Annotated in this window: 12 protein-coding genes; 7 read left to right on the top strand and 5 right to left on the bottom strand. The window is 62.7% G+C overall.

The window, feature by feature from the left end:
* Positions 1-93 precede the first annotated feature (93 nt).
* From AC1RUR_RS11515 to AC1RUR_RS11505, 3 genes are read right to left on the bottom strand one after another with little or no spacing between them, the layout of a single operon-like run.
* Entirely contained in the window at positions 94-1,650 is a 1,557-nt protein-coding gene (locus AC1RUR_RS11515; protein ID WP_492843880.1) for an MDR family MFS transporter, read from the bottom strand.
* Positions 1,651-1,654: 4 nt separating this feature from the next.
* On the bottom strand, positions 1,655-2,818 hold the full coding sequence (locus AC1RUR_RS11510; RefSeq protein ID WP_492843878.1) for an HlyD family secretion protein: 1,164 nt from the start codon (positions 2,816-2,818) through the stop codon (positions 1,655-1,657).
* Positions 2,811-3,293 (bottom strand): MarR family winged helix-turn-helix transcriptional regulator, encoded by a 483-nt coding sequence (locus tag AC1RUR_RS11505; protein WP_492843876.1) that lies wholly within the window; start codon positions 3,291-3,293, stop codon positions 2,811-2,813. The genes AC1RUR_RS11510 and AC1RUR_RS11505 overlap by 8 nt, the downstream gene beginning before the upstream one ends.
* Positions 3,294-3,448: 155 nt before the next feature.
* Here AC1RUR_RS11505 and AC1RUR_RS11500 point away from each other — a divergent pair, with 155 nt between their 5' ends.
* The 3 genes from AC1RUR_RS11500 to ispG are packed head-to-tail and all read left to right on the top strand — an operon-like array spanning position 3,449 to position 6,229.
* Positions 3,449-3,943: a Fur family transcriptional regulator gene (locus tag AC1RUR_RS11500; RefSeq protein WP_492843874.1), complete on the top strand. Its 495-nt coding sequence runs from the start codon at positions 3,449-3,451 to the stop codon at positions 3,941-3,943.
* Positions 3,944-3,979: 36 nt separating this feature from the next.
* Entirely contained in the window at positions 3,980-4,933 is a 954-nt protein-coding gene (locus AC1RUR_RS11495; RefSeq protein ID WP_492843872.1) for a DMT family transporter, read from the top strand.
* Between the two features lie 12 nt (positions 4,934-4,945).
* The gene (ispG, locus tag AC1RUR_RS11490) at positions 4,946-6,229 is read left to right on the top strand and encodes a flavodoxin-dependent (E)-4-hydroxy-3-methylbut-2-enyl-diphosphate synthase (protein WP_492843870.1); all 1,284 of its coding nucleotides are present in this window, start codon (positions 4,946-4,948) and stop codon (positions 6,227-6,229) included.
* Between the two features lie 9 nt (positions 6,230-6,238).
* Here ispG and AC1RUR_RS11485 read toward each other — a convergent pair whose 3' ends face one another.
* Both AC1RUR_RS11485 and AC1RUR_RS11480 read right to left on the bottom strand, forming a co-directional pair.
* Positions 6,239-6,661: a type II toxin-antitoxin system VapC family toxin gene (locus AC1RUR_RS11485; RefSeq protein WP_492843868.1), complete on the bottom strand. Its 423-nt coding sequence runs from the start codon at positions 6,659-6,661 to the stop codon at positions 6,239-6,241.
* Positions 6,654-7,043: a DUF7662 domain-containing protein gene (locus AC1RUR_RS11480; RefSeq protein WP_492843866.1), complete on the bottom strand. Its 390-nt coding sequence runs from the start codon at positions 7,041-7,043 to the stop codon at positions 6,654-6,656. Before AC1RUR_RS11480 ends, AC1RUR_RS11485 begins: the two co-directional genes overlap by 8 nt.
* Before the next feature lie 134 nt (positions 7,044-7,177).
* Here AC1RUR_RS11480 and AC1RUR_RS11475 point away from each other — a divergent pair, with 134 nt between their 5' ends.
* The 4 genes from AC1RUR_RS11475 (at position 7,178) to AC1RUR_RS11460 (ending at position 11,999) form a co-directional block, all read left to right on the top strand.
* Positions 7,178-8,074 carry a TauD/TfdA dioxygenase family protein gene (locus tag AC1RUR_RS11475; protein WP_492843864.1) on the top strand — a complete coding sequence of 299 codons (897 nt, stop codon included), beginning with the start codon at positions 7,178-7,180 and terminating at the stop codon, positions 8,072-8,074.
* A 166-nt stretch (positions 8,075-8,240) separates the two neighbouring features.
* Positions 8,241-9,758 carry a toll/interleukin-1 receptor domain-containing protein gene (locus tag AC1RUR_RS11470; protein WP_492843862.1) on the top strand — a complete coding sequence of 506 codons (1,518 nt, stop codon included), beginning with the start codon at positions 8,241-8,243 and terminating at the stop codon, positions 9,756-9,758.
* Positions 9,759-9,830: 72 nt separating this feature from the next.
* Positions 9,831-11,168, top strand: a complete 1,338-nt coding sequence (locus AC1RUR_RS11465; RefSeq protein ID WP_492843860.1) for a Rieske 2Fe-2S domain-containing protein — start codon at positions 9,831-9,833, stop codon at positions 11,166-11,168.
* A gap of 3 nt (positions 11,169-11,171) precedes the next feature.
* Positions 11,172-11,999: an N-acetylmuramoyl-L-alanine amidase gene (locus tag AC1RUR_RS11460; RefSeq protein WP_492843858.1), complete on the top strand. Its 828-nt coding sequence runs from the start codon at positions 11,172-11,174 to the stop codon at positions 11,997-11,999.
* Positions 12,000-12,020: the final 21 nt, after the last annotated feature.

Raw genomic sequence — 12,020 nt, 5'->3', positions numbered from 1 at the left:
ACGGATTCCCGATTCTGGAACCCCTTACCCTCGACCCGAGTCAATCCGTCGCACCAGATATGTGCATGCCCTAGGGCCTGCGCCGGGACGTAACTACTCCATCACCGCGTGCTCCGGCCCGGCGGCCTGCTTGCGCAGCGTGGCCTTGGTCGAACCGATCATCAGGGCGAGCGGGATGGTGCAGAGGATGAAGATCATCACCAGCATGTAGTCGTGTGCAAACGCGATGATCTGCGCCTGGACGCTGACCATCCTGTCGGCCATGGCGCGGCCGGCGTCGGTGGAGAGGTTGATGATGCCGCGCACGTCGGGCATCTGCAGGGCGTGGTTGAACGGGTTGATGTGCTCGGACAGGATCGCGTAGGTCTTGCGCGTGCCCTGCGTCAGCTCGGCGATCACGATGGAAATGCCGACCGAGCTCGCGACGTTGCGCAAGAGCGTCAGCATCGAGGTGCCGTCGGTGCGCAGATGGTTCGGCAGCGTCAGGAACGCCACCGTCGACAGCGGCACGAAGACGAGGCCGAAGCCGAAGCCCTGGATGACGCTGACGATGACGATCTCCGGCACCTGGGTCTGGTCGGTCCAGCCCGTCATCTGGAACAGCGACGCCGCCGTCAGCGTCAGGCCGGAGATGATCAGCGTGCGCGCTTCGATGTAGCGCATGATGCGGCCGACCATCATCATCGCGAAGAAGGTGCCGAAGCCGCGGCTCGCCAAAAGGCCGCCGGCGGTGATGATGGGGTAGCCGATGACGTTTTGTAGATAGGGCGAGGCCAGCGCCATGGTCGAGTACAGCACGAGGCCCATCACCGTCATGAAGATGCAGCCAGTGAGGAAGTTGCGGTCCCGGAACAGCGCGAACTGGATGAACGGCCGCGAGGTCGTGAAGGAGTGCGCGAAGAAATAATAGAAGGCGATGCCGGAGATCACGAACTCGGTCACGATCTCGACCGATTCGAACCAGTCGAGCTGCTCGCCGCGGTCGAGCGCGAGCTGGAGCGCGCCGATCCCGATCGCCAGCACACCGAAGCCGAACCAGTCGAACTTGAGGCTGAGGTCCTTCCTGGTCTCGTCCATGAAGATGATCAGCCCGAGCACGGTGATCGCGCCGAACGGCAGATTGACGAAGAACACCCAGTGCCAGGAATAGGTCTCGGTCAGCCAGGCGCCTAACGACGGTCCCATGATCGGGCCCATCATCACGCCCATGCCCCAGATCGACATCGCCTTGGCGCGTTCCTGGAGCGTGTAATAATCGAGCATCACCGATTGCGACAGCGGCACCAGCGCGGCGCCGAACACGCCCTGCAGCAGGCGAAACAGCACCATCTGGTTGATGTCCTGCGCAAGGCCGCACAGCACGGACGCGAAAGTGAAGCCGGCCGAGCAGATGATGAAGATGCGCTTGCGGCCGAAGCGGTTGGAGATCCAGCCTACCGGCGCCGTCATGATCGCGGCGGCGACGATGTAGGAGGTCAAGACCCAGTTGATCTGGTCCTGCGAGGCCGACAGCGTGCCCTGCATGTAGGGCAGCGCGACGTTGGCGATGGTGGTGTCCAGCGCCTGCATGATGGTGGCGGTCATGGCGCAGATCGTCACCATGTTCCGGCGGAGGCCTGGGACCATCAGGGCGGGGTTGGACTCCGCCATCGGATCAGTCCTTGTCTTGGCCGGCGGTTGCCGACAGGCCGAGCAGGCCGGCGAGCGAGCGCTGGTGGCCGGTGTCGATCGTCGCATAGACGCTCATGCCGGCCTTCAGCTTCCTCACATATTTGTCGGTCTCGTCGAAATAGATCCTGACAGGCACGCGCTGCACCACCTTGACGAAATTGCCGGTGGCGTTCTGCGGCGGCAGGATCGCGAATTGCGCGCCGGTGCCGGGCGAGAGCGATCCGATCTTGCCCTTGAAGACGTGGTTCGGGAACGCATCGACCTCGAGCGTGACGGGCTGGCCTTCGGTGACGTAGGTGAGGTCACTCTCCTTCGGATTGGCATCGACCCAGGGATGGGCGATATCCATGATGGAGAACACCGCCGTGCCCGCCGCCACATAGCGGCCGAGCTGGATTTGCTCGACCTGCGTCGCGACGCCGCCCATCGGCGCGCGCACCACGGCGTGATCGAGATTGCGCTCGGCGTTTTCCAGCTTGGACTTGGCCTGCGCGTAGGGCGGGAATTTCTCCAGCGGCAGGTCGGTATCGCCGAGCAGCTGCGTCTTGGCCGTCGATATCTGTTGCCTGACATATTGTGCGATCGAGCCCGACGTGACCAGCGCATTCGACGCATTGTCGAGGTCGAGCTGCGAGCCATAGTTGTTCTTGACCAGCGCCTGCTTGCGCTCGACGTCGCGCTGCTTCAGGTCGACGCCCTTCTGGGCGAGATCGAGCATGTCGCCGTAGATCTTGATGTTGGCGCGGAGATTATCGTAGGTCGTCTGCGCCTGCATCAGCTGCGCTTTGGCCTCGTCCACCGCGAGACGGAACGGCACGGGGTCGATCTCGAACAGCACGTCGCCCTGCTTGACGACCTGGCCTTCTTTCACGACGACCTTCTCGATCTTGCCGGAGATGTCGGGCGTCACCAGCACCTTCTGCGCGCCGACATAGGCATCGTCGGTGCCGACATAGCGGCCGCCATGCAGATAGAAGGTGACGCCGCCGATGGCGACGATCACAGGCAGCACGACCATGAGCAGGAATCGCCGATAGCGGCGCAGGCCGGCCACGAAGCGACGGCGCGGGTCGCTGCCGGCCTTCTTGCTGGGCTTGCCGCTATCGGTCTTCTGCTCGGGCTGGAACTTGAGGACCTGATCAGCCATAGCGCTGCTCCTTACGCGCTTGTTCCGCCCCAGAGGCCTGGATCGCGTCACGCACGTTTTCCTTGATCGTTTCGAGTTGGGTGAGAAGGCGGTGGGCGTCCGCCGGATTGATGCCGTCGAGGGCGTTGGCCGTGAGCTCCGACTTCAGGCCGCTCATCTTGCCGAGCAGCGTCCGGCCTGCCTTCTTGAGGTAGAGCCGTTTGACGCGGCGGTCCGAGGCGTCGTTGCGGCGCTCGATCCAGTCGCTGTCGCAGAGCTTGTCGATCAGGCGCGTCAGCGTGATCGGCTGCATTTCCAGGAGCTCGGCGAGTTCCGACTGCTTCATGCCCTCGCTGCGCTCGACCTTGGCCAGCACCGCCCATTGCGCGCGGGTGATGCCGAAACGCGAGGCCTCCTTGTCGGCATAGACACGCAACAGGCGGTAGAGTTCGCCGAGCGTGAACAGGAAGTTCTGGTCCACGGGCCCGCGGCTCATGAGCTTGGTCTCCTATAAGCTTGGACATTATAAGCAAGCTTATGATTATTTCATGGCCGGCATATGCGATGCTGTTCCGCCGGAAAAGCATGGCTGGCAGCCGTCTGCGTCCCGGCCTTTGGGTTCCTCCGCCGAAATGCTAGAAGGCGGGCCGCATGACCCTGGCAAAGCCGACATTTCCCGCGCCCGACCACGATCACGGCCGCTGCACTGCGGACGCGCTGGCGCATGCCGAGGAGGTTTGCGAGCAGCGCGCGCAGAAATTCACACCGATACGCCGCCAGGTGCTGGGAGCGCTGCTCTCCAGCCACCGCCCGCTCGGGGCCTATGAGGTAATCGACGAGCTCGCCAAGTCGATGCCGCGGCCGGCGCCGATCACCGTCTACCGTGCTCTCGATTTCTTGATGGCCAACGGCCTCGTGCACCGCATCGAAAGCCGCAACGCCTATCTTGCCTGCGCCGCCCACGACCACGATGCGACCTCGGCGGTGGCGTTCCTGATCTGCGAGCGCTGCGGCCTGGTCGGCGAGATCCCGTCGGCGTCCTTCGCCAAGGACCTCAACGCCGCCGCGCGCAGCTCAGGCTTCGCCCCCAAATTGTCCGTGGTGGAAATCACGGGCATCTGCGCCCATTGTCAGAAAGCTATATAAAGCAACAACGGCGTAAAAGCCGGTATTCGGGAAGAAATGTCCTCACCTCAAATCAACCAATCCGCCGCGCGCCCCCTCAGCGCCGGCGCCATCGCGCTGATGCTCATGCTGTGCCTGACCTGGGGGTTCAACCAGATCGCGGTGAAGCTGGTGTTGCCCGATATTCCGCCGATGCTCCAGGCCACGTTCCGCTCGATCGGCGCGCTGCCGGTGCTGTTCATCGTCGGCACCTTTCGCGGCGTGAAGTTCTTCGACCGTGATGGCACATGGAAGGCCGGCCTGATCGCCGGCCTGATGTTCGGTGCTGAGTTCGTGCTGATCTACCAGGGTCTGCGCTTCACGCCGGCGTCCCGTGCCGTGGTGTTCCTCTACACCGCGCCGTTCTTCGTCGCGCTCGGATCCTACCAGGTGCTCGGCGAGCGGCTTGGCGGCGCGCAATGGCTGGGGCTCGCGGTGAGCTTTGCCGGCGTCGCGCTCGCGATCGGCGTGCCGCAGCCGGATGTCGATGCCAAGGTGCTGCTCGGCGACCTCATGATCGTCGGGGGTGCCGCGCTGTGGGCGGCAACCACGCTGGTCGCCAAAAGCACCCGGCTGCGCTTCGTCGCGCCCGAGAAGGCGCTGGGCTATCAGGTCGCGACCTCGATCCCGATTCTCGGGCTGGCCGCCTGGCTGTTCGGCGAGACCATTCCCCACACGCCGTCGCCGCAATCCATCGCATTGGTGGCCTTCCAGGCGATCTGGGTGGTGGGAACCACGTTCACGCTTTGGTTCGCACTGGTGAAGACCTATTCGGCCAGCAAATTGTCGGCTTTTACCTTCATCACCCCTTTGTTTGGCGTGGTGGGTAGCTATTTCATCATGCACGACACCCTAAGCCTGACATTCGGGGCCGCCGCGGTCCTTGTAATTGCTGGGCTTTTTCTGGTTAACCGTCCGAGCCCATCGGCTGCGGCGCCCCGTGATGCATTGCTGAACGTCACCAAAACCTGATATTTGGACATCATGAACAAGCTCGAAAACCCTCTCGATTCAGACATCGCGGGCCCCGCGCCCCGGCATCGGACCACCCAGGTCAAGGTCGGCGACGTCGCCGTCGGCGGCGGTGCGCCGATCGTCGTGCAGTCGATGACCAACACCGACACCGCCGACATCGACGGCACCATCGCCCAGGTCGCAGCGCTCGCGCGCGCCGGCTCCGAAATGGTCCGCATCACCGTGGACCGCGAGGAGGCGGCTGCCGCCGTCCCGCACATCCGTGACGGCCTCGCCAAGCGCGGCATCACCACGCCCTTGATCGGCGACTTCCATTATATCGGCCACAAGCTGCTCGCAGCCTATCCGGCCTGCGCCGAGGCGCTCGCCAAGTACCGCATCAATCCCGGCAATGTCGGCTTCAAGGACAAGCGCGATACCCAGTTCGCCGACATCATCGAGATCGCGAACAAGAACGGCAAGCCGGTGCGCATCGGCGCCAATTGGGGCTCGCTCGACCAGGAGCTCTTGACCAAGCTGATGGACGAGAACGCCGCGTCCGCCAATCCGCGCGACGTGCGCGCGGTGACGCGCGAGGCCATGGTGCAGTCGGCACTGCTTTCGGCTGCGCGCGCCGAAGAGCTCGGCATGCCCAAGGATCGCATCATCCTCTCCGCAAAGGTCTCGGCGGTGCAGGATCTCATCGCGGTGTATCAGGATCTCGCCAGCCGCTCCGACTACGCCATCCATCTCGGTCTCACCGAGGCCGGCATGGGCACCAAGGGCATCGTCGCCTCCTCGGCCGCGCTCGGCATCCTGCTTCAGCAAGGCATCGGCGACACCATCCGCATCTCGCTGACGCCGGAGCCCGGTGGCGACCGCACCCGTGAGGTGCAGGTCGGCCAGGAACTGCTGCAGACCATGGGCTTCCGCACCTTCGTGCCGCTGGTTGCGGCCTGCCCCGGCTGCGGCCGCACCACATCGACCACGTTCCAGGAGCTCGCCCGTTCGATCCAGGATTTCATCCGCGACGAGATGCCGGCCTGGAAGACGAAATATCCTGGAGTCGAGGAGCTCAACGTCGCGGTGATGGGCTGTATCGTCAACGGCCCCGGCGAATCCAAGCACGCCAATATCGGCATCTCGCTGCCCGGCACCGGCGAAGCGCCGGCCGCGCCCGTCTTCGTCGATGGCAAGAAGTTCCGCACGCTGCGCGGGCCCACGATCTCCGCCGATTTCAAGGCGCTGGTGATCGACTACATCGACCAGCGCTACGGCCAGGGCGCCAAGGTGCCGGTGTCTGCGGCGGAGTAGTTTTTCAGGTCAGCATGTAATCGTGCTGACCTGGCCTGTCTCGCCATATCTCAGCAGCAGGCCGTCCCGCGTAATCACGCTCGCGCCAATGTCGCGAGCGGTCGCAATGATGATTCGATCCGCGGGATCGCGTGGCGGCTCGCCCGGCAAAAATGACGATGCGATCAAGATATCGGGCGTGAGTTCGGCGAGCCGTATCCCCTCGACGGCAAGTAACCGCTGAAACCAGCGTTCTGGCCTTGTGGAGAGACCCAGCCGGTTGCGTGCAACGAGCAATCCAATTTCCCATGCCGTAATTGCCGACACGTAGATTGGGTTTCCCGCGCGATAAGCCGCCTCAATTGCTTCCGTCGCTTCCGAAGCGATGGGCTTGTCCTCAACGATCCAAATCGCTGCATGCGTATCGAGTAGAAGAGGCGAGGGTTCACTCATTAACTTTGCCCCAATCGGGATCTGCCGGCTCCGTCAAATCTACGCCCGACGGGATATGTGCCAATCCTTTGAGTGCGCCGAACAGCGGATGGCGGCCAACCTTTTTGGTTCGTGAGGGTGGCGGCTCCGCGGAACTCGGCTCAACCCGTCGAAACACGACCTTGCGAGCTTTCGTATCCACCTGCTCCGTGCGAAATCCGGCGGCCAGCCATACCTTGGTCATGACGTTGTTCGTCGGGTTGTTGCTCCACCAAGCCGGATATTGAGGCGAGTTAGGGGGGAGCTTGCTTCCGATGATCCGCTCGATTTCGGCAAAGGTCATGGGGATTTCTTTGGTCCGTTGGGACTTCAGAAATTCACCGAGGCGCTCGTATTTGCCCATGATCAAGTCTCCGTACTCATAAACACTACTAAAGCTTCCTAAGTGTGTCAAGAAGTGTGGCCGGCGCTAGCCCGTTGCGTCCGCGATGGGAAGGCATACGATGGCCGCAATGAAGAACACTCGGGAGAACCGCCATGAGCTCACTCGCCGGCAAGCAAGGCCCGCGCTATCGCCACACCGCCGAAGACGGCGCTCCTTACGAAACCATCGCGGTTGAAAAGCTCACGCCGATCATCGGTGCGGAAATCTCTGGCGTTGACATCGGCAGGCTGGTCTCCGATGACACCCGCTCCAACCGGCAAATGGACGAGATCCACCGCGCGCTCGCCGAAAATCTCGTCATCTTCTTCCGTGACCAGCACATCACGCCGCAGCAGCATCTCGCCTTCGGCCGCAAATTCGGTGATCTGCATTTTCATCCCGCCGCACCGCACGAGGACGAAGACCCGGCGCTGATGAAGATCTATGCCGACAGGAACTCGCCGCGGGCGAACGGCGAAGGTTGGCACTCCGACGTGTCCTGCGACTTCGAGCCGCCGATGGGCTCGATCCTCTACATCAAGCAGTGTCCGCCGCGCGGCGGCGATACGCTGTTCGCCAACATGTACGCAGCCTATGAAGCGCTGTCGGATCGCATGAAGGCCTATCTCGACGGGCTCACGGCGCTGCATGACGGCGAGCCGATCTACCGCGGCCTCTACGCCAATTACGGCGTCGCCGATCGCCCGTCCTATCCGAATGCCGAGCATCCCGTCCTGCGCACGCATCCCGTCACGGGCAGGAAGGCGCTCTACGTCAACCGCGGCTTCACCCGCCACATCAACGGCGTGCCCCGCGACGAGAGCGACGCGATGCTGGCCTATCTCTACCAGCACGCCGAGAACCCGCTGTTCCAGTGCCGCTTCCGCTGGACCGAGAACGCCATCGCTTTCTGGGACAACCGCTGCACCCAGCACCGCGCGATGTGGGACTACTGGCCGCACACGCGCTCGGGTACGCGCGTGACGGTGAAGGGCGAGCGGCCGGTGTGAGGGGCGCCCGCGACTTCCGACACCCGCGAGTTTCGTCCCCAGGTATGATTGCGAACCGCTCTGTGAGCTAGTTCACAGGGCGATCGTGGATTCCCCTCTAGGCTCCTGATGGGATCAACGGAAGGATATGCATCAAATTGCAACCCTAAGTGTTTAGGAGCGCGTCATGGCAGAAGAGCGGCTTCACGTATTTATCAGCTATTCCAGCGAAGATCGTGATCTCGCGATGGCTATTGCCGACGAGCTGCGGCGGGCTTTCAACCCCGCCATCCTCAAGCTGACCATTGATGTGGAGTTCTCGCTTGGCGCCAATTGGCGGGAGCGGCTGCGCACCGATCTCGACACCACCGACATTCTGCTGGTAGTGGCGACCGGCAAGCAGAAGGTCAGCCACTCCTTCACCGGATTCGAAGTCGGATATTTCGACGGGTCAGTCGCACACTCCCCGAAGATGGCGAACTTTCCAACCCAGAACCGTATCATGATCCCTGTCGCCGTCTTCACCAAGACGCCGGAGACCATGGCCGACATTCAGGCGCTCCAGATCAATGCGCCCTTTGATCCCATCGTTGTCGATCCCGCAGCCTTGAAGAATGCGGTCGCATTGAGCGAAGCATCAAATGCCCTCATCAGGAAGACCCCGATCTTCCGTCTGTTCAAGCGTATTCAAAACATCATCACGCAGGAGGTTCAATTCACCGAGGAAGAGCTCGACGCCTTCAACGACCAACTGATGGAATCCTCGGTTCGTCTCATGAACCTCGTTCATCGCGACCTGCAAAATCGCGTCGTTCTGGAGAATTTTCCCGAGCGCAAGATCGTGGTGCGGACAGGGCCGCGGGCAAACGGTCCCGACCGTATCGACGTTCTGTCGGACGCAAGCATTGAATTCTTCGGCCGCTTCGACTCGTTCGGCTTCCAGGCCCCCGAGGGCGGATCGATCCCCTGGTCGCAGTTCACGGCGAATATCGAGCAGGAGGACGTTGCGCGTTGTTGGTCCGATACCATCAAGATGCTGGTCTCGGATGCGGTGCGTGGCGATTTCCGCGACAACCGGCAGATTCTGACGTCCTCGGAGAAGGATCGTGCGTTCAGGATGTTCGTCGCGCGCAGCGTTGTCTTTTACAGCGGTACGCGGGAATTCCACATCTACATCGTAGAGATCAAATACAAGGATTATGGCGACCCCGTCACCACGATGCTGCTGAAGGCAATCCAGATCGGGCTGCAATATCGTTTCATGTTCCTCGAGGGCAGGGCCAGCGAGTTCTCGCCCAACCGCTTCAACGTCACGCTGCAGCAGGACCTGCGTGTGAAGATCGCCGAGATGATCCAGCAGCTCGATTTCCTGCTGTGGTGCAGTCAGCAGGCCGGCCTGAGCAAGCCGGAGAGCATTCTTCAGATCCTAGGCGACCTGCCGGCCGGCGAACTCGACCGGAGATCGGTCGTCTGGGAGACCGCCAAGAGCAATCTTTATGCGGTTGCACGCAAGATGCTTGCTTCTCCCGAGGAGTCCAGGTTCCTGCAGGATAAGGCGGAGTTCATGGATGCGCTGCAATCCTTCTGCGACAGCACGCGCGTGCTCAATGAGGATTTCACGGCCAAGGTCCTGCTCGCACTGGGCAGCATCGTGTCGGGAACGTCTGGAAAAGGCGATAAAGGCGGTCTAGGCGTAGCGGCATGACCTCGGCTGCCGCGCGTTGACGCGTGGTCAGGTCTGCGCCAATCTTCCCGAAAATATTCGGGAGGGCCTGCCATGCTCCGCGCCGAGGACAACAAATTCCTGACCGAGTCCGGTCCCGGAACAGGCATGGGTGACCTGTTGCGCCGGTTCTGGATTCCCGTGGCTCTCTCCGAAGAACTCCCCGAGCCCGACGGCGAACCGAAGAAGATCATCGTTCTCGGCGAGGAGCTGCTGGCCTTCCGCGATTCCCGCGGCGTCGTAGGTGTCGTCGATCAATACTGTCCGCATCGCGGTGCCAATCTCTGGCTCGGGCGGAACGAGGAATGCGGCATCCGTTGCGTCTATCACGGCTGGAAGTTCGATACCGACGGTCGCTGCGTCGACATGCCCACCTCCTATCCCGATCTCAACGCCAGAGATCTCATCCGCATCAAATCCTATCCGGTGCGTGAATGGGGTGAGATGATCTGGGCCTATATGGGCCCGCTCGAGGCCATGCCCGAGCTGCCCGATCTCGAAATGGCGCTGCTGCCGGACTCGCACCGCTACGTCAGCAAGAAATGGCAGGACTGCAACTGGGTGCAGGCGCTGGAGGGCTCGATCGATACCGCGCATTTCACCTTCGCCCATCTCTCCTTCGACAAGGAGGAGAACGAGATCCTGGACATCAAGAAGCACTTTGTGAATCCGCTGGTGCGCGTGAGCACGGATCACATGCGCTGGATCGCCGAGGATCCGCGTCCCGTGATCAAGGTCGCACCCCACGAGGCAGGGTTGACGATCGCCGGCGGCCGGCTCACCGGCGGCGACAACATCTACTGGCGGATCGCACAGTTCCTGATGCCATTCCACGCCTATGCGCCGAGCGCGATGCCGGGCGAGAACATCTTCGGTCAGACCTTCGTGCCAGTCACCGACACCAATTGCTGGATCTACACCTATGCCTGGAATCCGGAGCGGCCGCTGACGCAAGCCGAGCGCGACGCGTTTGATCGCGGCAACGGCGTGATCGCGGAGGTCGACGACAATTACGTGCCGCTGCGCCACAAGGGCAACGACTATCGGATCGATCGCAAGCTCCAGAAGACGAGGAGCTACACCGGCATCAAGGGCGTCTCCGAGCAGGACGCCGCCGTGCAGGACAGCCAGGGCCCGATCGCCGACCGCACCCGTGAGCATCTCGGGCCGACCGATCTCGGCATCATGCATTTCCGCAAGGTCGTGATGGACCTGGCGCGTGCGCTCCAGCAGGGCGAGCCGCCGCCGCAGGCCGCATATCAGGATCGCTATGCCGTGCGCTCCGGCGCCTGCGTTACCAGCAAGACCAAGGATCTGCCCGCGGTGATGCTGGAACGGTTTGGCGATGTCGCCGGATTCGTCGGCCGTCCCAAGGTCGCGGCAGCGGAGTAGCACTTGGGGCAGTCGCGCAGCATCATCGCCGGATTGGTCGCGTCGATCCTGCTGTCGTCGCTTGCCCCCGTCGAGCGCGGACAGGCCGCTGCCGCGCGACCAACGGCCAAGCCCGGGCCCAAGTCCAAGCCGAAGCCGCCGACGTCACCGGCCAAATGTGAGATGCCGAAATTCCGGATCGTCGTGGATGTCGGACATACTCCGGACTCCTACGGCGCGCTGAGCGCGCGCAACGATCCGGAATTCGGCTTCAACTTCCGGCTCGGACGGCTCATCACGACCAGACTCAGGGAGCAGGGCTTTGCCGCAACCCGCCTGCTGGTCACCGACGGCAAGGCGCGGCCGAGCCTGTTCAAGCGCGTCAGTGCCGCGAATGACGGCCGGGCCGATCTCCTGCTGTCGGTCCATCACGATTCGGTGCCGGACAAGCTGCTCGAGACCTGGGAATTCGACGGCGCGATGAGCTATTTCAGCGACCGGTTTTCGGGCCATTCGCTGTTCGTATCCGAACGCAACCCGCACTTCGGCACCAGCCTGCTGCTGGCCCGGATGATCGGCCGGCAGCTGAAGGAGCAGGGCCTGCACTATGCCAGCCAATACACCTTGCCGCTGATGGGCCGCTACCGGCGCCAGCTGCTCGACAAGGATGTCGGTGTCTACCGTTATGACGGGCTCGTCGTGCTGTCGCGGACGAGAAGCGCCGCAGTGCTGCTCGAAGCCGGCTCGATCATCAACCGCGACGAGGAGATGGCGATGAACTCCTCGGAACGGCAGGAGCTGATCGCCGGAGCCGTCGCCACGGCGGTGGGGGCGTTTTGCGGGAGGCGTTAGCTTGCGCCGCCGTTTCAGCAA

It is taken from the genome of Bradyrhizobium sp. GW821-FHT12B03 (assembly GCF_058807535.1).
Note: the sequence above shows the minus strand (reverse complement) of the source record. Positions and strands in the feature narration are given on the sequence as shown.